This window comes from Sphingomonas sp. AAP5 (assembly GCF_004354345.1).
Taxonomy (GTDB): Bacteria; Pseudomonadota; Alphaproteobacteria; order Sphingomonadales; family Sphingomonadaceae; genus Sphingomonas; species Sphingomonas glacialis.
The window spans coordinates 1,344,953-1,365,932 of sequence record NZ_CP037913.1; the positions used below are offsets into that span (position 1 = coordinate 1,344,953).

Below are 20,980 nucleotides of genomic sequence, written 5' to 3' on the forward strand. Positions count from 1 at the left end.
GATGGATTACAGTTTTGTGTGTTTTCCTTGCAACGCAAGCGTTGTAGCAATGTCACGATGAGCGACGCTTCGGCCCCTCCTGTGTCTGTGCCGGCCTCGCGGTCGTGGATCAGCGTGACACCCGCGCTCGAGCTTTCGGTCGTCGCTGGTGCAATCGCGATCGCGGTCGCAAGCTATTTCGTCATCGCGAGCGGTGCCGCTTCGCAGAGCCTGCTCAGCCCTGCCGTCGTCGCGCTGCTGCTCGTTTCGAACTTGCTGCCCGGCGTCGCATTGCTCGTCCTGCTCGGCCGCCGTGTCGCGATGCGCCGTGCCGCGCGCTCGCCGATTGGTGGGCGGGGGCGGCTCCACGTTCGGCTCGTCGCGATCTTCTCGATGGTCGCCGCGGTACCGACTTTGCTCGTCGTGATCTTCGCCTCGCTGCTGTTCCAATATGGCGTGCAATTCTGGTATTCCGACCAAGCGCGCGACATGATCGAAAATGCTACGGGCGTCGCTAAGACGTCGTACCAACAAATGCTCAAGCGCTGGCAGCAAGCTACCGTAACTGCAGCGCAGGACATCGCCGGCTATCCTGAGTTCAAGTCGGGTTCACCGGCTTTCGAAAACATTTTCTTTTACCAGATTTACTTCCGCAGCCTGTCCGACGGCTTCATCTTTTCCGCCAGTCCCAAGAACGACATTCAGCCGATCTACGCAATCAACCCCGATAAGCTCGACTTGCGCAACGAGATCAGCGTCACAGATCTCAACCAGGTGCGGGCCGGGACGCCGAGCGTGACGACCGTCAAAGGTAACCGCATCGAGACGCTGACTGCGATCCCGGGAACGACAGACCAGTATTTCCTGAGTGTGGCGATCTCCGACGTCAAGGTGATGGAGGAACAGTCGCGCCGCAGCACCGAAGTGCTTGCGACCTATCGTGATCTGCTGGTCAAGGCGCGCTCGCTGCAGCTCAAGTTCAACGCCGCTCTGCTCGCCATTTCGCTGCTGATCGTCGCGATCGCGGTGTGGATCGCGCTCGCCGTCGCCGATCGCCTCGTGCGCCCGGTCGGCGAACTGGTCGCCGCCGCGCACCGCGTCGCCGCGGGTGACCTCGGCGCGCGTGTGCCGACGCCGACGACCGACGACGAGGTCGGCACGCTCGCCAACGCCTTCAACGGCATGACCAGCCGCCTGCAGACGCAGAACAGCGCGCTCGAAAGCCGCCGCGCGCTGATCGAGGCGGTGATGTCGGGGGTGACCGCAGGCGTCATCTCGGTCGCGCCCGACGGGACGATCCGGCTGATCAACCGCTCGGCGGTCACCTTGCTCGACGGCGCCGAGGATACGCTCGCGGGCAAGCCGCTCAGCCTGATCTCGCCCGAGCTCGCTGCCTTGGTCGAAGGCAAGGAGCGCGAGGCGATCGTCGAGCTCGGCGCTGGTGGCGGCGAGGCGCGGACGCTCGCGGTCAAGGTCACGCGCGCGGCGGAAGGCCCGATCCTGACCTTCGACGATATCACCGGGCAATTGCTCGACCAGCGGCGCGCCGCCTGGTCCGACGTCGCGCGCCGCATCGCGCATGAGATCAAGAATCCGCTGACCCCGATCCAGCTCGCCGCCGAGCGGCTCCAGCGCCGCTATGGCAAGCAGATCGACCCCGAGGACACGACCTTCGCGCGCTTGACCGAGACGATCATCCGCCAGGTCGGCGATCTGCGCCGGATGGTCGACGAATTCTCCTCGTTCGCGCGGATGCCGAAGCCCGTCTTCCGCGAGGAATCGCTCGTCGATCTCGCGCGCCAGACGATGTTCCTCCACGAAGTCGCGCATCCCGGCATCGTCTTCACGCTGACGCATGACGATCCCGGCCCGATCCTCGTGTGCGACCGCCGCCAGATCGGCCAGGCGCTGACCAATATCGTCAAGAACGCGGTCGAAGCCGTCGAGGCGCATACCGACGCGCTCTCCGCCGAAATCGCGATGACGGTGAGCGAAGGCGAGGGGCATGCCACCCTGACGCTCGCCGACACTGGCATCGGGCTCCCCGCCAATCGCGACCGCATCGTCGAACCCTATGTCACGACGCGCGCGCGCGGCACCGGGCTTGGCCTCGCGATCGTCAAGAAGATCGTCGAGGAACATTGCGGCACGATCGCCTTCGACGACCGCCCCGGGGGGGGCACGATCGTTAGCGTGCGTTTCGACACGGCGATGCTCGCCAATCTCGACCAGGGTGATGGAGGCGATGGGGGCATCGCCGACACGCCCGCACCTGCCCTTTTACAGAACCGGACCTGAGCCATGCCCCTCGACATCCTCGTCGTCGATGACGAACGTGACATTCGCGATCTGGTCGCCGGCGTCCTCGAAGACGAAGGCTATGGCGCACGCGTCGCCGCTGACAGCGACTCGGCGCTCGAGGCGATCTCGGTGCGCCGCCCGTCGCTCGTCCTGCTCGACGTCTGGCTCCACGGCTCGCGGCTCGACGGGCTCGAACTGCTCGACGAGATCAAGCGGCGCGATCCGTCGATCCCGGTGCTGATGATCTCGGGCCATGGCAATCTCGACACCGCCGTTGCCGCGATCCGCCGCGGTGCCGCCGATTTCATCGAAAAGCCGTTCGAGGCCGAGCGCCTGCTGCTGATGGTCGCGCGCGCGACCGAGACCGAGAGCCTGCGTCGCGAAATCGCGTCTTTGCGCGAATCGGTTGGGCAGAACAACGATCTCACCGGAAATTCAGCCGCGATCAACGGCGTGCGCGCGACGTTGAAGCGCGTCGCCGCGACGGGCAGCCGCGTGCTGATCATGGGCTCGGCCGGCGTCGGCAAGGAAGTCGCCGCACGGCTGCTCCACGGTTGGAGCCAGCGCGCCAATGCGCCGTTCGTCATCGTCAATGCAGCAAGGATGACGCCCGAACGCGTCGAGGAGGAACTGTTCGGCGCCGAGGAAGCCGGCCAGCTCGTCCGTTCGGGGCTGCTCGAGCAGGCGCATGGCGGGACGCTGTTCCTCGACGAGATCGCCGACATGCCGCTCGCCACGCAAGGCCGCATCCTGCGCGTACTGACCGACCAGAGCTTCAGCCGCGTCGGCGGGCAGCGCATCGTCAAGGTCGACGTCCGCGTCGTCTCGGCGACCGCGCGCGACCTGACGCACGAGATCGCGGAAGGGCGCTTCCGCGAGGATCTCTATTATCGCCTGAACGTCGTGCCCGTCGCGATCCCTGGCCTCGCCGAGCGGCGCGAGGACATTCCCGCGCTGATCGACCATTTCATGGCGCATTACGCTTCCGAACGCCGCGTGCCGACCCCTGAAGTTGCGCCCGACGCGATGGTCGCGCTGCAATCGTACGAATGGCCGGGCAACGTCCGCCAGCTGCGCAACGTGGTCGAGCGTACGATCATCATGGCGCCGGGCGACCGGATCGGGCGGATCGACCTCGACATGCTGCCGGCCGACATCCTCGGCGATCCGGGCGAGCTCGGCGGAAGCGGGACGGCGATCATGGGCTCGCCGCTGCGCGAGGCGCGCGAGACCTTCGAGCGCGAGTATCTGCGCGTGCAGATCCGGCGCTTCTCGGGCAATATCTCGCGGACGGCGAACTTCATCGGGATGGAGCGCTCGGCTTTGCACCGGAAGCTGAAGTTGCTGGGGATCACCGAGGTGCGGGAGGATTGAGCGGCGGGCGGGGACGGACGCGGTAATCCTCGTCGCGTCCGGCTTCTCGATGATCGGGCAGTCTCAAGCGCTCGGCGCCGCAATTCTCCGCCGCTGGTACGATCGCGAACGCGGGTCTGAGGCGCGTCCCGGAAGAGCGTTGAAGATTTCCAACCGGCTTTATACGAGCCCCGGATTGGTACTTTCGCCACGCGTGCTCCACCCAACCCCCTGCAGCACGTCTAAAGGCCGATCGTCAGGATTTTGAGTTGCAATGAATTATCGCCATTCCTTCCATGCCGGCAATAGCGCCGACGTCGTCAAGCACAGCCTGTTGATCGCCCTTGTGCGGGCCTTGCAGCAAAAACCGGGCGCGCTGACGCTGATCGACACCCATGCGGGCTGCGGGCTGTACGACCTTGGCGGCGACGAGGCCCAACGCACTGGCGAATCCGCGCAGGGCGTGCTGCGGGCCTTTGCCGACCAGAACCCCTTGCTGGACGCGTACCGCGCCGCCGTACAAGCGGTGAATGTCGGTACCGAGCCGCAGCTCTACCCCGGCTCGCCGCGGTTTCTCGCGCAGCTTTTGCGCCCGCAGGATTTCCTGATCCTCAACGAAAAACATCCCGATGACGCCTATACCTTGCGCGGCGTGATGCGCGGCACGTCCGCTGCCGTGCACGAGCGCGACGCCTATGAGCTATGGCTGGCGGTGGTGCCGCCCCGAACCGCGCGCGGCGTGGTGGTGGTCGATCCGCCCTATGAACAATTGGACGAACGCGACCGGATCACGGCAACGCTCGCTGCCGCTCACCGCAAATGGGCGCATGGTGTGACGGTGATCTGGTATCCGCTGAAAGACCGCGCCACGCATTCGCGGTGGAAGGCGCAGGTACGCAAGCTCGGCATCCCGAAAGTGCTGGGGATGGAGCATTGGCTGTACGATGAAGATCAGCCCGGCATTTATAATGGCGCGGGCCTTTTTATCGTCAATCCGCCCTACGCCTTCACGCAGGCGTTGCCGCCTTTGCTGGACGCCTTGCGCGCGGTGCTCGCGCCGGAGGGGCATCGCGGCGAGCTCACGACCGAGTGGTTGAGCGCGTAACCGAAACGCGACGGCCGCCCCTTTCTAACCCCACCCGCTGGACGAACCGCCCCCGGCACCCTAAATCACGTCCAGCGTCACTCAGGCGCATCTCGACGCCGGAACCGGCGCACTGCGGGAACCACCCGCCAAAAACATAGGATCGACCGATGGCCGACAAACACACCTCGCTGCAAGACCTGTTCCTCAATGCGCTCCGCCGCACCAAGACCCCGATCACGATGTTCCTCGTCAAGGGCGTCAAGCTCCAGGGCATCGTCACTTGGTTCGACAATTTCTCGGTGCTGCTTCGCCGCGACGGTCAGTCGCAACTGATCTACAAGCACGCGATTTCGACGATCATGCCGTCGAACACCGTCGATATCGACGCGATCGTCAATGCGGTCGGTGAGGCGCAGCGCAAGCAGCCGTTGCTGCAGGAAATCTTCCTCAATGCAGTGCGCAAGTCGGAGGACAACGTCACGATGTTCCTCGTCAACGGCGTGATGCTGCAGGGACAGATCGCGGCGTTCGACCTGTTCTGCATGTTGCTCCAGCGCGACGGCATGGCGCAGCTCGTCTACAAGCATGCGGTCTCGACGATCCAGCCCGCGCACCCCCTCAATTTGGCTGATGAAACAGCAAGTTCGGACGAAGATTGACCACAGGTTTCGAGCGTGACCGCGACGACGTAGCGCGCGGTGCCAAGGCGGTCGTCGTCTATCCCGATACCGGTGCATCGACGCGCGACGCCGAGGCGCGGCTGGCGGAAACCGCCGGTCTCGCCATGGCGATCCATGTCGAAGTGGTCGATCGCGTCGCGATCAAGGTGCGCACGCTCCAGCCCTCGACGCTGATCGGCAAAGGTCAGCTCGAGGCGCTCGCGGCGACGGTGCGGATGGGCGAGGCCGAGCTGGTCGTGTTCGACGCAAACCTCACGCCGGTCCAGCAGCGCAACCTCGAAAAGGCGCTGTCGGCCAAGGTGATCGACCGTACCGGGCTGATCCTCGAAATCTTCGGCGAGCGCGCCGCGACCGCCGAGGGTCGCCTGCAAGTCGAGCTCGCGCATCTCGATTACCAAGCGGGGCGGCTCGTGCGGAGCTGGACCCATCTGGAACGTCAGCGCGGCGGCTTCGGCTTCCTCGGCGGCCCGGGCGAGACGCAGATCGAGGCCGACAGGCGCTTGATCCGCGACCGCATGGCGCGGCTGAAGAAGGAGCTCGAGCAAGTGTCGCGCACACGCGGCCTGCACCGCGACCGCCGACAGCGCGCGCCGTGGCCGGTGATCGCGCTCGTCGGCTATACCAACGCCGGAAAATCGACGCTTTTCAATAGGATGACGGGTGCTGACGTCATGGCCGAGGATCTGCTCTTCGCGACGCTGGACCCGACGCTGCGCCAGATCGCGCTGCCGGGGATCGACAAGGCGATCCTCTCGGACACCGTCGGCTTCGTCTCCGAACTGCCGACCCAGCTCGTCGCGGCGTTCAAGGCGACGCTCGAGGAAGTGGTCTCGGCCGATCTGCTGATCCACGTCCGCGACATCGCGCATCCCGATACGCTCGTGCAGCGCGACGATGTCGAGACCGTGTTGCGCGACATCGGCGTCGATACGTCGGTGCCGCGGGTCGAAGCGTGGAACAAGCTCGACTTGCTCGACGAAGACGAGCGTGCCGAATGGCTCGGCGAGGCCGCGCGGCGCGAGGATGTCGTGGCGATCTCTGCGCTGAGCGGGGAAGGGGTGGCGGGCCTGCTCGACACCGTTGCCGCGCTGCTGACCGTGAGCCATCGGCGCTATACGATCCTGCTCGACGCCGGCGACGGCGCGGGCGCGGCGTGGCTGCACGCGCATGGCGACGTGCTGTCGCAATCGGTCGAAGGCGAGCAGGCGATCTACGACGTCCGGATGGCCGAGCGCGACTATGAGCGCTTCGCCCAACGCTAGCGGTGTCGATCCCGCGCTGATCGCGGGCTGGGTCGCGGCGCGTTCCTGCGCACGCGGGGTTGCTGCGCCGGTCGCCGATCACGGCGGCTGGCGCGTCGATACGCGCAGCGACGTGGAATGGTGCCGCTACATCTTCGCGCGCGCCGATCGGGAGATTTCGATGCTCGCGCGGACGATCGGGCGACCGCAGGTGTTCATCAAGGTTTGCGCGACCGATGCCGATATGCTGGCGCTTCTGCCGAACGACTGGGCGCTTCAGGCGCGCTGCTGGGTAATGACCGCTACGGTCGATCCGACGCACCGCCCGTTGGCTGCCGGCTATCGTCTGAGGGTCGATGAGACCGACGGCGTGATCGCCGCGACGATCGTCGCACCCGACGGAACGTTCGCGGCAAGCGGCTATGCGGCCGAGACGGCGGGGGTGTTCGCCTATGACCGGATCGTCACCAGTCCCGATCACCAACGGCGCGGTCTCGGCCATGCGGTGATGGGCGCATTACGCGGACAGCGGCGGGATGCGGCCTCGCGCGAAATCCTCGTCGCGACCGATCAGGGAAGGGCGCTCTACACCAGCCTCGGCTGGACCGTGCAGAGTGCCTATGCGAGCGCGCTTAGTCCTGCCGTGTACGCTTGATCGACTGCCACAGCGCTTCCTTCTCTTCGAGCGACAGCGCCGCGAAACCATCGCCCGCTGCGCTCTCCATCGCCTTGAAGCGCTGCTCGAACTTCGCATTGCCGCGGCGTAGCGCGGCCTCCGGGTCGACCCCGAGCTTGCGCGCCCAATTCACGACCGAGAACAGCAAGTCGCCGATCTCGTCCTCCCGTTCATCGTGCGTCGCCGCTGCCTCGACCTCCGCGATTTCCTCATGGATCTTGGCGCGCGGGCCTTCGGTATCCGGCCAGTCGAACCCGGTCCGAGCGGCGCGCTTCTGCAGTTTTTCCGCGCGGAGCAGCGCAGGCAGGCCGACCGCGACGCCGTCGAGCGCACCGCCGGCACCCTTTGCGGCGCGTTCCTCGGCCTTGATCTGTTCCCAGCGCTGATGCCCGCCGTTTTCGGCATCGCCAAAGATGTGCGGATGGCGGCGCTCCATCTTGTCGCTGATCGCGGCGACCACGTCGGGCAGCGCGAACAGGCCGGCTTCCTCGGCGATCCGGCTGTGGAACACGACCTGGAGCAAGAGGTCGCCGAGCTCGTCCTTGAGATCGGCCATGTCGTCGCGCGCGATCGCGTCGGCGACTTCATAGGCCTCTTCGATCGTATACGGCGCGATGCTCGCGAAATCCTGCGCGACGTCCCATTCGCAGCCCGTCGCCGGATCGCGCAGCCGTGCCATGATGGCGACGAGACGCGCGATCACCGCACAACCCTGTCGAAGCGGATGTCGAGACTCCGAGCGGAAGGGGGGCAATGCATGGTGGTATCGAACTCGCGGCTAGAACCAGACGCGAGAGTCCCGCGCACGGCCTTCCGTATCGCAGGACGCAGGCGAAGGCGATCTCTTCCCCGCGCGCTCCGAACCGCACCGGCTCGAGGCGCGATGCTCAATGACGAACCGGCGTGCGATCCCGGCTCGACGCCTGACCCAATCCGCTGGGGATAGGGCGCGTGGCATCGAACTCGGCATCCAGCAGCACCGTCTGCGCTTGCCGTGCCAAGGTCCGGACATTGCCCGTCCTCGCGTCGCGCAACAGCTCCGCTGCGGCTTGCCCCTGTGGCCAGCTCCCCAGGCCCGAGCGCGCATTGATATGCCCCGCGCGCCCGATATCGACGAGCCCCGAACCCCATTTGCGCGCGAGCGCCTGCGACTCCTCGATCGTGGCATAAGGATCGTCTTCGCTCGCAACGAGCAGCGAAACGAACGGCAAGGCCCGGCGCGGATCGTTCCCGAAGCGCGCGATACGCGGATCGAGCGCGGCGCGCTCGGTCGCGGGCGGTGCGACGAGCAGGGCTCCCAAGACCGACGACGCGCCGCTTGGGCCGGAGGCGTTGGCCCACCACGTCACAGCCTGGCAACCCAGGCTGTGCGCCACCAACACGACCGGCCCGCGCGCCGCAGCGACCGCTTGATCGATCCGGCTCATCCAGACCGTCCGGTTGGGATTATCCCAGTCGCCGAGATCGATCCGATGCGTATCGCGCCGTTCGCGCTCCCAGCGCGTCTGCCAATGGTCGTCGCTCGAACCGAGCAACCCGGGGACGGTTAGAAGGACCGGCCGGATCATGCGGCGATCCAAGGATGAGGCGAGCGCGGCGCATGCACCAACGCAGGCATTTGGTAAGCATGGGGCATCATCAAATCCGATCTCAATGATGGGATATGATCTCGCTTATCGCGTGGTGCCGCAAAGACCGCTTTCTTCGGGGGACTAAAGCTGGACTTTGCCGATCCGGCCTATCTGGATCTAGGCAAACTGCGAGTCCGATAATATACATTATGTTAAACCTGCACCGATATGGCGTCACAGTCGGCGCCGGCTCAAGCGCTCGTGGTCGCACCCTGCCAAAGCGTCACGACGATAAGCAGCACCCCGAAAATCGCCACCCATGCCAGCGCCATCTTGATCGCATCGCCGATCGGCAGACGCCGCGCGGCAAGCGCGCTCAGCGGCAGGATCAGCACGAGGACATACAGCACGATCGTCATCGCGCCGTCGCTCACAGTACCCGTTCCAATCCGTCATAGCCCGGCTCGACGCCCGGCGGCAGTTCGGCGACGAGCGTGGCGTAATCCATCGACTGGTCCATGTGGGTCAGCACGGTGTGACCGGGCCGGAACGCCTCGACCCACCCCAGCACGCTCGGCAAATCGGCATGCGACGGATGCGGACGTCGGCGCAGCGCGTCGACTACCCAAAGGTCGAGCCCTTGATACAGCGTCGCCATATCCGGCGTCATCGCGCTGAAATCGGTCGCATATCCGATCGATCCCGCTGCGCTGTCGAAGCGGAGCCCGGCCGAGACGAACGGTCCATGTGGCTGCTCGGCGGTGCTGACCGTGATGTCGCCGATCGTGATCGTGTCGGGGAGTGGCTCGATCACCACGGTCGGCGGATACCCGTCGTGCCCGCGAAAAACATAGCTGAAGCGGCGTTCGAGCATTGCCTTGAGGTCAGGCCGCGCAAGCCCACGGACCGGGCGCCCCATCGCGTGGAACACCTGGCGCAGGTCGTCGATGCCATGCGTGTGGTCGGCATGATCGTGCGTCCAGATCACCGCGTCGAGCGTGTCGACTCCCGCCGCCAGCAACTGCTCGCGCATGTCGGGTCCGGTATCGACTAGGATCCGCGTCGTCGCGCTCTCGATCAAGATCGACGCGCGCAGCCGGCGGTTGCGTGGATTGGTCGGGTCGCAAGCGCCCCAGTCGTTGCCGATCCGCGGGACCCCGGAGGAGGTTCCCGAACCGAGGATCCGCACCTTCATAGGCGCGTCTTGGTGAACAAAGCGTGAAAATTCTCGGCGGTCACGGCCGCCAGAGTATCGAGCGGCTCGCCGCGCAACTGCGCGAGGAACGCCGCGGTATCGGCAACGAACGCGGGTTCGCCGGTCTTCCCGCGATGCGGCACTGGCGCGAGGAACGGCGCATCCGTCTCGATCAGCAGCCGTTCGAGCGGCAACCGCGCCGCGGTTTCCTGCAGGTCCTTGGCGTTCTTGAAGGTCACGATCCCCGAGATCGAGATATAGCAGCCGATCTCGAGCGCGATATCGGCGAACGCCCCGCTCGCGGTGAAGCAATGGATGACGGCGGGATAGGCCCCCTTCCCCATCTCCTCGCGCATGATCTCGGCGGTATCGTCCTCGGCGTCGCGCGTGTGGACGACGAGCGGCAGCTGCGTCTCGCGCGCCGCCGCGATGTGCGCGCGGAAGCTCGCGCGCTGCCGGTCGCGATCACTGTGATCATAGAAGTAATCGAGCCCGCTCTCGCCGATCCCGACGACGCGGGGGTGCTGCGCGCGCTCGACCAGTCGCGCGGTGCCGATATCGGGGTGCTGGTCGGCCTCGTGCGGATGGATGCCGACGGTCGCCCAGACGTCGCTTTCGCGCTCGGCCGTGGCGATCACCGCGTCCCACTCGCTCTCGCGCGTCGCGATGTTGAGCATCGCATGGACCCCGCGCGCGCGGGCGCGGGCGAGCACATCCTGTTGCCCCTCGAGCAGACCCTTGTAATTGAGGTGGCAATGGCTGTCGGCGAACATCAGGCCTCCACCGCCGGGGCTTCGAGCCGCGGAAAGACCCCCGCAGGCGCCGGCAGCGTCAGCCCCGGCGCGAGCGGATGGCCGAGCGCTTCGAAGCTGCGCGCGTCGGGGGTTTGCGCAAGCAGGTCGAGCAGTTTGTCGGCACCGCCCGGGATCGCCCAGCGCGCGAGGATTGCGATCCGGCGGATCGCCTCGGCGGCGTGATACAGGATCGTGTCGGCGCGCGCGGGATCGGTCTTGCGTACGCTCCACGGTGCCTGGTCGGCGAAATACTGGTTGGCGTCGCGCGCCGCCGACCAGACCGCTTCGAGCGCGTTGTGAAGCGCAAGGTCGGTCATTGCCGTGTGCATCCCGGTCTCGGCCGCTTCGACGCTCGCGATCAGCGCGTCTTCCGCCGCGGTCCGCGTGCCCATCGCGGGAACGACGCCGCCGCACGCCTTGGCGATGATCGACAGGCAACGCTGGGCGAGATTGCCGAGATTGTTGGCGAGATCGGCGTTGCAGCGCGTGACGATCGCCTCTTCCGAATAGCTGCCATCCTGCCCGAAGCTGACTTCGCGCAGCAGGAAATAGCGCAGCGCGTCGACGCCGAAGCGCGTCGCCAGTTCCATCGGATCGGTCACGTTGCCGACCGACTTCGACATCTTCTCGCCACGGTTGAGCAGGAAGCCGTGCCCGAACACCGCGCGCGGCAGCGGAATGTTCGCGCTCATCAGGAAGGCCGGCCAATACACGGCATGAAATCGCACGATATCCTTGCCGATGATGTGCAGATGCGCCGGCCAGAAGGTCTCGTACAGTTCGACATCGTCGGGATAGCCGACACCCGTCAGATAGTTGGTCAGCGCGTCGACCCACACGTACATGACGTGACCGGGGCTCCCGGGTACCGGCACGCCCCAGTCGAAGCTGGTGCGCGAGACCGAAAGGTCCGAGAGCCCACCCTCAACGAAGCGCAGGATCTCGTTGCGGCGCGCCTCGGGGCGAATGAAGTCCGGGTTCGCGGCGTAGAAATCGAGCAGCGGCTGCTGGTATTTGGAAAGCTTGAAGAACCACGTCTCCTCGGCGGTCCATTCGACCGGCGTTCCCTGTGGCGACAGCTTGGCGCCGCCCTCATCCTCGACGAGTTCCTTCTCGTCGTAAAACGCTTCGTCGCGGACCGAGTACCAGCCCTCGTAGCGGTCGAGATAGAGGTCGCCAGCCGCCTCCATCGCGCGCCAGATCGCCTGGCTGGCGCGGTAATGATCCTCGTCACTGGTGCGGATGAAGCGATCGTACGAGATATCAAGCGCGTCGGCCATCGCCTTGAAATACCCGCTTATTTCATCGGCAAGCGCGCGCGGCGTCAGATCGCGCTTGCGCGCTTCCTGGACCATCTTGAGACCATGTTCGTCGGTCCCGGTCTGGAAGCGGACTTCACGCCCCAGCTGGCGCTGATAGCGCGCGATCGCATCGGTCGCGATCGCCTCATAGGCGTGGCCGATATGCGGGCGGCCGTTGGGATAGCTGATCGCGGTCGTGATGTAATAGGGGTCGGTCATGCGCGCCTCCTAGGGCATCCGCGCGCGATATTGAAGCCTCGCCGCGGTGCCAGCGTTACGCGGCGAGCCGGGCGACGATCCCTGCCATTTCATAGACGGTCGCCTGCGCATCGAGCGTCAGCGCGCGCGCGGTCGCGGCAAGCTCGCGCGCGGCGTCATACCCGTCGAGCGCGATCCGCAGGCGTTCGCCCTGGCGCTCGGCAGCATGCGCCGCGATAAACGCCGGTGCCCGGTCGAGAAACGCCTCGTAGCGCTTCTGCGCAGCCTTCAGCGCGAGCGACTTGGCGAGCCGGACGCGGCGGCCGTTGCCCGGGTCGCCCTCACGCGCGATCACCGCGAGTGCCTGGTCGAGGGCTGCGAGATCGAGCCCGGCAAAACCAAGCGCGCGCCCGGGCGAGCCATGCGCGACGCCGACGAGCGCGGTCAGTTCGGCCGGATCGGCGCTCGGCAGCAGATGCTCGAGCACCGACGTCATGGTGGCGTCGCCCAGCGGATCGAAACGCAGCTGGCGGCAGCGCGACCGGATCGTCGGGAGCAACCGGCCCGGCGCATGGCTGATCAGCAGGAAGATCGTCCCCTGCGGCGGCTCTTCGAGATTCTTGAGCAACGCATTCGAAGCGCCCGGCCGCTCGAGATCATCGACCGAGTCGATAATTACGACACGCCGGCCCGACATAGACGGCCGCGTCGCGAACATCGGCCCGAGCGCCCTAACCTGCGCGATCGGAATACTCCGCGCCAGATCGAGCCCGGTTTTGTCGCCGTCCTTGGGCTGGCGGGTCAGTTCGCGATAGTCGGGATGCGAGCCCGCGGCGATCAGCTTGCGCTGCGGGTCGCTCTCGGGAACGTCGAAACCGGGCGGCAAGTCCGCCCCCGCCCCTTGCGCGAGCAAGCGCAGCGCCGCGGCGCGCGCGAAGGTCGCTTTGCCGATCCCCTCGGGGCCGGCGAACAGCCAGGCATGGTGCAGCGCGCCGCTCGCCATTGCGGCAGCGAACGCGTGATGCGCGGCATCATTGCCGAGCGGTAGCGTCATGGAAGCAAGTCCGCGACCGCCACGAGGACCGAGCCGGCGACCTCTTCGATCCCGGCTGCGGCATCGATCAGACGGAAGCGCGCGGGCTCGTTCGCCGCGAAACGCCGGAACGCCGCGGCAACGTCGGCATGGAACTCAGGGCCCCGAGCCGCGAAGCGATCGGACGCGTCGCCGTCGCGCAGCGCGGCGCGCGCGCTCCCCTGCTCGGGCGACAGCTCGAGCACGAGCGTGCGATCGGGCAGCAGTCCACGCGAACCGAAAGCGTGCAGCGCAAGCACCGCGGCATCGTCGATCCCGCCGGCAACGCCCTGATACGCCCGGCTGCTGTCGAGGAACCGGTCACAGATCACCCACCGGCCAGCGCCAATCGTGGGCCGGATCGTCTTCTCGACATGATCGGCCCGCGCCGCGGCGAACAGCAAGGCTTCGCTGTGCGCGCTCCAGCGCGCGACATCGCCCTGCATCAGCAGCGCACGGATCGCCTCCGCGCCCTCGCTGCCGCCGGGTTCGCGCGTGACGAGCGCATCGATTCCACGCTCGGCGAGCGCGGCAGCAAGCCGTTTCGCTTGAGTCGACTTGCCCGCCCCCTCCCCGCCCTCAAGCGAGATGAAGCGTCCGATCACCCGCCGAACAGCCCCATTAGCCCCGCCCAGGCGCGCCCGAAAAAGCCGGCTTCGCTGACGTCGTTGGCGGCGACCAGCGGCAGGCGCTCGGCGGGCATGCCGGGCGTCACCACGACGAGATCGGCGATGTGCTGGCCAGCCTTGATCGGCGCCTTGATCGGGCCGTCATATTGCACGCTGAGCTTCATCTCGCCTGCCGTGCCAGCGGGAACGGTTGCGCTCAGATCGTTGGCGGCGACGAGGCCGACGCTGTTCGCGCTGCCGAGCTGGACTTCGGCGGTCTCGATCTGCTTGCCCTTGGCGAGGATCGGCTTGGCCTGCCACGCACGGAAGCCCCATTCCATGAACTTGACCGATTCCTCGGCGCGCTGGCCCGAAGTGCCGAGCCCCGCCATGACGAGCACGAGACGGCGGCCGTTCTGCATCGCCGACCCGGTGAAGCCATAGCCGGCCTCGTCGGTGTGCCCGGTCTTCAAGCCATCTGCACCCGACACGCGCCCGAGCAACGGATCGCGATTGGCCTGATCGATCGGCTTCTCGCCGCCGAGCGTCTTGCCCCAGGTGAAGCTGCGCAGCGAATAGAAGCGCTTGTAGAGATCGGGATAGGTCTGGATCGTCGCCGAGGCGAGCTTGGCGAGATCGCGCGCTGTGACATAGGTCACGCCATTGTCGGGCCAGCCGTTAGCCGTGCCGAAATGGCTGTTCGCCAGGCCGAGCTTGGTCGCCGCGCGGTTCATCCGCTCGGTGAACGCGCTCTCGGTCCCCGAAATGCCCTCGGCGAGCACGACGCAGGCGTCGTTGCCAGACAGCGTGACGATGCCCTTGAGCAGATCCTCGACGCTGACTTCCTCGCCCGACGACAGGAACATCGTCGATCCTTGCGAGTGCCACGCGCGCCACGTCTCGGGGCGGACGGGGAATTTCTGGTCGAGCTTAAATTCGCCCGACTTGATCATCTCGAACGCGACATAGACCGTCATCATCTTTGCCATCGAGGCGGGCGGCATGCGGCGATCGGCGTCCTTCTGATACAGGATCGCACCCGACGACAGATCCTGCAGATAGGCGACCGGCGCGGGGGTCTGGAATTCGGGGGCGGCAACCGCCGGGCACGTCGCGGCGATGGCGACGACGGCGGCGGCGAGCAGTTTCTGGCGCGAGGACATGCGGTTCGGTCTCGTTTTTCAGTCGGTGTGGAAAATGCGTGCGTCAGCATAGCCGCGTCGTGCGGCGCCGTCACGTGCGCGCTGCGCAGCGGCGGAATCGGCGAAGGGGCCAAGCTGGACGCGGTAGAGCTTCCCGAGCGGGACGACGCGGCCGCCGAGCTGCTTGGCGAGTGCGGCCGCGCGCTCGGCGGACGACAGCGCCGCGACCTGGACCATGAGGCCGCCGCGCGTCGCCGCTGGCGTAGGCGCAGGCTTTGCGCGAGCGGGCGCCTCGATCTCGGGTGCCGGGTGCGGCTTCACGGGCGCACTCCGCTGCGGCGCGGGAGCCGGGCGGGTCGTGCCGACCGCCGCCGGCCGACTGGGCGAGCGCGGCGCGGGCGCGACGCGCTCGGCAGGCAGTTTGCGCCGAAGCGCCACGAGCAAGGTCGGCGGCGCGTCGAGCCGGGGCGAAGCCGCTTGCCCCGCTTGCAGCGCGCGCAGATCCTGCGGCGAGACGATGACGGTGCGGACGCGGATGCCGCCATGATCACCCACACCGAGCGCCTGCGCCGCACCCGGCGACAAGGCGACGACCGCGCCGCTGCTCTGTGCGACGACCAACGCGATGATCGTCCGCCCGCTGTCGAGCGCGGTCAGCTCGACCGGCGTGCCGGGCGCGAGCGTCGGATGCCCCACGCCGATCCCTACCGTCGCCCAGCGCCCTTCGGGTGGCGCGGTAAGCAGCTTTGCATAGCCGACGCCGTCCTCACGGGCTTCTCCCGACGTCCCGCGCGGGCCGGCCCCTTGCGCGACTTCGGGCGGCAGATCCTGCGGCGGCCGCGCGCTGTCGGACGGCAGGGTCGGGTCACGCAGATCGCGCTGCGCCACGGTAGCGGGCGACGCCACGACGCCAAACAGCGCCAAGCCAAGCAACAGCGTCACGCGCTTATTGCTCGACCGCGTCGGCGAGCAACCCGACCGACAGCGCGTAGAAGTTCGAGCAGTTGTAATCGAGGATCACGCGGTAATTCCCGGTCAGGAGGTAGGCGGTCCGCCCGACGCCATCGGGTTCGATCAGCGTCGCGAGCACCGAATCGCCGGGCCAGTTGCGCGACACGGGCGTGACGCCAAGCGCGCGCCATTCGGCCATCGTCTTCCAACCACTGTGGCGCGCGAACACCTTGAGACAGCGCGGCGACAGCAAGCGATTGGTGACCTGGCTGCGGTCGAAGCTCGCCGGCACCGATACCGCCAGCCCCCATGGCTGGCCCGGACGCCAGCCGGCATTGGCGAAATAATTGCCGATCGACGCCAGCGTATCGGCATGGCTCGACCAGATATCGGCGCGCCCGTCGCCATCGCCGTCGCGCGCGAGCCGCAGATAGATCGACGGCAGGAATTGCGGCCCGCCCGTCGCCCCCGCCCAGCTCCCGACGAGTTGCGAGCGCGTCACGCCGCGGTCCATCATCTGCATCGAGGCGATGAACTCGTCGGCGAACAGGTCGCGCCGCCGCCCCTCATAGGCGAGCGAGGCGAGCGCGCGCGGCAGGTCGAACCCGCCCATCACGCGGCCATAGCTCGTCTCATGCCCCCAGATCGCGACCATGATCGATTCGGGAACGCCGGTCTGCTGCTCGATCCGGCGCAAGCGCCAGCGCTCGGCTTGATAGGCGCTGCGGCCGTTGGCGATGATCGCGCTGCTCAGATGTTGGGCCTGATACGGCGCGAAATCAGGGATCCCCGCGTTGGGATTGGCGCCGGGCTGCGCACGATCGAGCTCGATCACGCGTGGATTGAGCGTCAGCGTCGGCATCACCGCGTCGAGCGTCGCGCGGCTGACGCCCTTCGCTTCGGCCTTGGCGCGCAGCGTCGTCAGATAGCTCTGGAAACCGGAATCGTCCTGCGCGCAGGCGGCGCCGCCGACCCCGAGGCAGAGCGCAGCCGCCGTCAGTCCAAGGGCGATCCGCGCCCGTAATGTATGTTTATCCCGCATGAGCCAACAGTGGCACAGCCGCCCGCGCACATGAACCCCCAAAGGCCTGCAGCCCGTCACAAACCTTGCACGCGGTGGCCCTTGCATGATGCCGCGTCGGGTCGCTATGCGAGCGACAGCGCGGAGAGATGGCCGAGTGGTTTAAGGCAGCGGTCTTGAAAACCGCCGTGGGTGCAAGCTCACCGTGGGTTCGAATCCCACTCTCTCCGCCACGTCGCACCGTCGACCTTCGATGCACGTGCTGGATCGGGACCGGTGTTTACGGCGTTCTGTCTGCCTCGGCATCTGGCGGTGGCAGCGACACCGCATCAATCGTGCCGTCCACCGGGTGGCACTCCCCATGGCTGCACTAAATGATCGACGCAGCGGGCACGGCGACTGCGCAGGATCTTCCAACCGCGTCGGCGTGGAACCGACCTGGCTCACCGTACCCGCTGATCGCGCTTCGCAAGCTCCACGTCGGGCATTGCCCAAATACGAACGGCGCTCACCCGGCGCCTAAAAGCAGCGGCTCGTCCACGCCGTTAGGCCGACCGAAGCGATATCTGTCTAGCTCGCGAGATACGGGTCTACCGGTGGAAATTCAGGGACAGACACAACAGGAACAGGCCGAGACGCAGCCGTTGCCAGCCACGCGTCCCCGCCCGCCCGATGACGGGTGGAGCCGTCACCCCGCGTCGCCACACGCCCATAGACCGGACCCTCACGATCCGTGGGCGCCCCGGCGAACATCATGGCGATGTTGCCGTAGGTACTTGGGTCACGGCCATCGAGGCTCAGGCGATCATTGAGATAGCAAGCGGTCGCCCATGCCGCTTCCGGACTGGGCGTCATCGCGATGATGCGTTTGCTCCAGTACATCCGCAGGTTGTTGTGCATCCAGCCCTCGGCCAGGAACTGGCGCTGACACGCATTCCACGTCTCGTCGCGTGTCTCGCCCCTCAGCATGGCTGAAAGCGTCTCTTGGTCGGGGCGGAGGTCGCCGGCATGGTCGGTGAGTGTCTGGCGCGCCCAGGGGGCGATCCGGTCGTACCGTTCGGGCGCGTCGAGATGCCGCGCTTGATAGTGGAACCACTCCCGCCAGCCGAGCAACTCGTCGGCGAACTTGCGCTTGTGCTGTCCACCTGCGGCAGCGCCGTTCATTGCCGCCATGACCTCGCGCGGGCCAAGCACGCCAAAGTGCAGATAAGGCGAAAGACCGCTCGCGCTGTCGAGATGCGTGGCATCGTTCCGGTTGGACGCGTAGCCGGGCAGCACGTCTGCGACCAAGCGTGTGAGCCGCGCCTCCGCCGCGTTCCGACCCGCTGGATGAATCGGGGTGACCGGGACCGAATGGTCGATGTCGAGGCCGGCAATCAGGGTGCCCAGCTCGTCCGCGCGGAGCGTGTCAGGCGTGAACGGCAACGCGCCGGTATACGCGGCAACGTCTGCGATTTCCTCGTCCCAGGCCGCCCAAGCGGCCCGCGCTGGCTCATGGCGACGCAGGAAAGCGGTCCGCCCCTGCACGTCGCGGCCGATGACCGCCGGTGGCACCAGACAGGCGGCATTCACCGCAAGAACGGGCACATCGACCCGTGCCGCCACGCGTTCCGACTGCCACCGCGCAACGAAGGTCGGCTGGTCTTCCACGACGATCGCCGCCGCCGCGACACCCAGCCGGTAGACCAGACCCTTTTCCCGTCGCTCGCCACGCTCGACGTGCTGGACGCAAGCCAGCCCGCGCCGGCGACATCCCTCCGCGAGATCGATGCTCGCTCTCAGGATGAAGTGGTGCAGCCGGTCGGACGCATACGGATAGTCCTCGCGGACACCGTGATAGACCAGCACCGGCAGGTGCAACGCGTTGCCGAGGCGGACGGCTGCGTCGATAACGGGGTTGTCGCAAGCGCGCAGCGCCTGCTGGAGCCAGCACAGGACGTATCGACCGCCCTGCGCTGGCAATCGGTCGTTCAGCGGCCGAACGCGCGGTGCCTGGTGCCAGTCGGAAAGTTCAGCAAGCCGTCCAGATAGTGCCATCACAAACTCCGGCCACGTTGATGCCCCGTGGCCAACGCGGTCTTGTTATGCACATCCTGGCGCCAGCGGCGAAGATAGTCGCCAAAATAAGCGAACGTTCGTTTCGAAGCGTCCGCATCGCCGAGGTCCCGCCTCCACGTTTCGGCCACGCTGCACCCCGCCCGAGCAAGCGCGATCGGTACGGACCGATCTCGCCAAGGCGCCTGGACTGATTGCCGCCACCGGCCGAGACGCGAACTGACGCCGATCGCCTATCCCGTCGTTTCGGCACTTCCCCCGAGCGCTGGAGGCGTGTCGACCTGCGAAACGTTCCGCATCCTATCGGGCTATGGCCACACCGCGATGGGTTTCCAGTCCACGGCCGCGGTTCATTGGCAAGTCGCGGCGCTGCGCCGGGTCTATGGCGATCGCAACAACAAGCGCGCGGCGCGGCAGGAGTGACCACGCCCTTGGCCAATACCGCGACGCGACATCACGCTGCGCTACGGCTTTTCCGGAAACGTACGCCATGCGGCATCGCACCGCGCGGCAATGGAAGCCTGCTCGGTCGCTTGACCGGTAGGATCGGGCACCGCGCCGCCTTTGCCGATCAGGAAGCGGGCGTGCACGGTTTCCCATCGCGGGATCGCCGTGAACCGCACGTCGTCGAGCGCGAGCTCGATCGTGTGCGCGGCGTCATAGCCATTGGCGATCAGCCGCCCGCCATCGCCATAAACCCGCCGCAGCACGATGCCGCGATAGACCGGGATCAGGTCGCCGCGCGCCTCCTTGTCATAGGCAGTGTAGATGTCGATCGGTCGTTTGCTGCCGCGAATGCAGACGTCCTCGTAATGCACATCCTCGACCAGCCCGCCGCGGCTCGCATCGCTCTTGATGCGCAAACCCGAAGTGGTGCCGTCGAGCGTCAGCCCCTTGACCAACACATGCGCGACGCCGCCATTGGTCTCGCTGCCGATCGACATGCCGTGGCCAGAGTAGAAATGGTTGTCGAGGATCGAGACGTAGCGCGTGCCGCCGGTCTTGCCCGCCTTGATCGCGACATTGTCGTCGCCGGTGCGGATGAACGTCCTGGTGATCGTCACGTCCTCGCTCGCGCCGGGATCGATCCCGTCGGTGTTGCGCGCGTCGGCGGGCGTGTCGACGATCACGCCCCACGCGGTGAAGCCCTGCAGGCGATTGGCGACGACATGGAAATTGGGCGAGTTCGCCAGGCGCACCCGGTACAGCGTGAAGTTGCGGCCGCGATCGGCGACGATCAGGCGCGGGACGTTCTGATTGCCCTTCTCGACCTGCGCGCGGCGCGCGAGCTGCCACCAGGTTTCGCTCCCGCCGGCCATCGGCTGGCCGCCATTGCCCTCGATCGTGCCGTCGCCCACGATCGCGACGTCGGTCGCATCGGCGATGTGCAACAGCGGGCGACACCCCTTGCCGCGCTGGTCGATCTTCCCGCAAGCGTGCTCGCCAGTGTCGAACAGCGCCGGGTCGGGGATCGCGGCGAGCACGGCAGCGCGATCGAGCCACAGCGTCGTCCGCATCGGCAGCTCGAGCGGCCCGCTGTCGTAGCGCCCTGCGCTCAGCCGCACCGCCTGCCCCGCACAGCGCTTGAGCGCGGCCTGCAGCTCGGCGGCGCGGTTGCCCGCTTTGGGCGTCAGCGTCTCGCACGCAGTCGCGGGCAGACGCGGCTCGGTCACCGTGCGGCGATCCTGTGCGGTGGCGGGAGCTGCGAGGATCAGGCTCGTCGCGGCAAGAATCGAATAGCGCATCGCTGCGTCC

Annotated in this window: 20 protein-coding genes and 1 tRNA gene; 8 read left to right on the forward strand and 13 right to left on the reverse strand. The window is 66.9% G+C overall.

The window, feature by feature from the left end; translation table 11 throughout:
• Nucleotides 1–57 precede the first annotated feature (57 nt).
• The 6 genes from E2E30_RS06140 to E2E30_RS06165 all read left to right on the forward strand — a co-directional run bounded on the left by E2E30_RS06140 (nucleotide 58) and on the right by E2E30_RS06165 (nucleotide 7,296).
• Complete coding sequence (locus E2E30_RS06140; protein WP_133188197.1) at nucleotides 58–2,277, forward strand: sensor histidine kinase; 2,220 nt, start codon at nucleotides 58–60, stop codon at nucleotides 2,275–2,277.
• A 3-nt stretch (nucleotides 2,278–2,280) separates the two neighbouring features.
• Nucleotides 2,281–3,654: a nitrogen assimilation response regulator NtrX gene (ntrX, locus tag E2E30_RS06145; RefSeq protein ID WP_133188199.1), complete on the forward strand. Its 1,374-nt coding sequence runs from the start codon at nucleotides 2,281–2,283 to the stop codon at nucleotides 3,652–3,654.
• 253 nt (nucleotides 3,655–3,907) lie between these two features.
• Nucleotides 3,908–4,738: a 23S rRNA (adenine(2030)-N(6))-methyltransferase RlmJ gene (locus tag E2E30_RS06150; RefSeq protein ID WP_133188201.1), complete on the forward strand. Its 831-nt coding sequence runs from the start codon at nucleotides 3,908–3,910 to the stop codon at nucleotides 4,736–4,738.
• 149 nt (nucleotides 4,739–4,887) lie between these two features.
• Nucleotides 4,888–5,379, forward strand: coding sequence for an RNA chaperone Hfq (gene hfq / locus E2E30_RS06155; protein ID WP_133188203.1), 492 nt, complete (start codon nucleotides 4,888–4,890; stop codon nucleotides 5,377–5,379).
• A complete protein-coding gene (gene hflX, locus E2E30_RS06160) occupies nucleotides 5,376–6,662 on the forward strand; it encodes a GTPase HflX (protein WP_133188205.1) in 1,287 nt (428 codons plus the stop codon). Before hfq ends, hflX begins: the two co-directional genes overlap by 4 nt.
• Nucleotides 6,640–7,296 carry a GNAT family N-acetyltransferase gene (locus tag E2E30_RS06165; protein ID WP_133188207.1) on the forward strand — a complete coding sequence of 219 codons (657 nt, stop codon included), beginning with the start codon at nucleotides 6,640–6,642 and terminating at the stop codon, nucleotides 7,294–7,296. The genes hflX and E2E30_RS06165 overlap by 23 nt, the downstream gene beginning before the upstream one ends.
• Here the strand turns inward: E2E30_RS06165 and mazG are convergent.
• The 11 genes from mazG to E2E30_RS06220 form a co-directional block, all read right to left on the reverse strand.
• The gene (gene mazG, locus E2E30_RS06170; RefSeq protein WP_240699094.1) at nucleotides 7,274–7,996 is read right to left on the reverse strand and encodes a nucleoside triphosphate pyrophosphohydrolase; all 723 of its coding nucleotides are present in this window, start codon (nucleotides 7,994–7,996) and stop codon (nucleotides 7,274–7,276) included. The genes E2E30_RS06165 and mazG overlap by 23 nt on opposite strands.
• A gap of 208 nt (nucleotides 7,997–8,204) precedes the next feature.
• The gene (locus tag E2E30_RS06175) at nucleotides 8,205–8,885 is read right to left on the reverse strand and encodes an RBBP9/YdeN family alpha/beta hydrolase (protein ID WP_133188211.1); all 681 of its coding nucleotides are present in this window, start codon (nucleotides 8,883–8,885) and stop codon (nucleotides 8,205–8,207) included.
• A gap of 254 nt (nucleotides 8,886–9,139) precedes the next feature.
• Nucleotides 9,140–9,322: a hypothetical protein gene (locus E2E30_RS06180; RefSeq protein WP_133188213.1), complete on the reverse strand. Its 183-nt coding sequence runs from the start codon at nucleotides 9,320–9,322 to the stop codon at nucleotides 9,140–9,142.
• Complete coding sequence (locus E2E30_RS06185) at nucleotides 9,319–10,083, reverse strand: MBL fold metallo-hydrolase (RefSeq protein WP_133188215.1); 765 nt, start codon at nucleotides 10,081–10,083, stop codon at nucleotides 9,319–9,321. Before E2E30_RS06185 ends, E2E30_RS06180 begins: the two co-directional genes overlap by 4 nt.
• Complete coding sequence (locus E2E30_RS06190) at nucleotides 10,080–10,856, reverse strand: TatD family hydrolase (RefSeq protein ID WP_133188217.1); 777 nt, start codon at nucleotides 10,854–10,856, stop codon at nucleotides 10,080–10,082. The genes E2E30_RS06185 and E2E30_RS06190 overlap by 4 nt, the downstream gene beginning before the upstream one ends.
• Nucleotides 10,856–12,397: a methionine--tRNA ligase gene (gene metG / locus E2E30_RS06195; protein ID WP_133188219.1), complete on the reverse strand. Its 1,542-nt coding sequence runs from the start codon at nucleotides 12,395–12,397 to the stop codon at nucleotides 10,856–10,858. The genes E2E30_RS06190 and metG overlap by 1 nt, the downstream gene beginning before the upstream one ends.
• A gap of 55 nt (nucleotides 12,398–12,452) precedes the next feature.
• Nucleotides 12,453–13,430: a DNA polymerase III subunit delta' gene (locus E2E30_RS06200; RefSeq protein ID WP_133188221.1), complete on the reverse strand. Its 978-nt coding sequence runs from the start codon at nucleotides 13,428–13,430 to the stop codon at nucleotides 12,453–12,455.
• Nucleotides 13,427–14,053 (reverse strand): dTMP kinase, encoded by a 627-nt coding sequence (gene tmk, locus E2E30_RS06205; RefSeq protein WP_133188223.1) that lies wholly within the window; start codon nucleotides 14,051–14,053, stop codon nucleotides 13,427–13,429. The genes E2E30_RS06200 and tmk overlap by 4 nt, the downstream gene beginning before the upstream one ends.
• Nucleotides 14,050–15,219 (reverse strand): D-alanyl-D-alanine carboxypeptidase family protein, encoded by a 1,170-nt coding sequence (locus tag E2E30_RS06210; protein ID WP_133188225.1) that lies wholly within the window; start codon nucleotides 15,217–15,219, stop codon nucleotides 14,050–14,052. Before E2E30_RS06210 ends, tmk begins: the two co-directional genes overlap by 4 nt.
• Nucleotides 15,220–15,237: 18 nt before the next feature.
• Complete coding sequence (locus E2E30_RS06215) at nucleotides 15,238–16,140, reverse strand: SPOR domain-containing protein (protein WP_133188227.1); 903 nt, start codon at nucleotides 16,138–16,140, stop codon at nucleotides 15,238–15,240.
• A gap of 4 nt (nucleotides 16,141–16,144) precedes the next feature.
• Nucleotides 16,145–17,191, reverse strand: coding sequence for a lytic murein transglycosylase (locus E2E30_RS06220; protein ID WP_240699052.1), 1,047 nt, complete (start codon nucleotides 17,189–17,191; stop codon nucleotides 16,145–16,147).
• A 122-nt stretch (nucleotides 17,192–17,313) separates the two neighbouring features.
• Here E2E30_RS06220 and E2E30_RS06225 point away from each other — a divergent pair.
• Nucleotides 17,314–17,403, forward strand: a tRNA-Ser gene (locus tag E2E30_RS06225).
• 337 nt (nucleotides 17,404–17,740) lie between these two features.
• Here E2E30_RS06225 and E2E30_RS06230 read toward each other — a convergent pair.
• On the reverse strand, nucleotides 17,741–19,207 hold the full coding sequence (locus E2E30_RS06230; RefSeq protein WP_133188229.1) for a deoxyribodipyrimidine photo-lyase: 1,467 nt from the start codon (nucleotides 19,205–19,207) through the stop codon (nucleotides 17,741–17,743).
• A 291-nt stretch (nucleotides 19,208–19,498) separates the two neighbouring features.
• Between E2E30_RS06230 and E2E30_RS20990 the strand changes: the two genes are divergently transcribed.
• Complete coding sequence (locus E2E30_RS20990) at nucleotides 19,499–19,648, forward strand: hypothetical protein (RefSeq protein WP_240699053.1); 150 nt, start codon at nucleotides 19,499–19,501, stop codon at nucleotides 19,646–19,648.
• A gap of 41 nt (nucleotides 19,649–19,689) precedes the next feature.
• Here the strand turns inward: E2E30_RS20990 and E2E30_RS06240 are convergent, their stop codons facing one another.
• The gene (locus E2E30_RS06240; RefSeq protein ID WP_133188233.1) at nucleotides 19,690–20,970 is read right to left on the reverse strand and encodes a glycoside hydrolase family 28 protein; all 1,281 of its coding nucleotides are present in this window, start codon (nucleotides 20,968–20,970) and stop codon (nucleotides 19,690–19,692) included.
• Nucleotides 20,971–20,980: the final 10 nt, after the last annotated feature.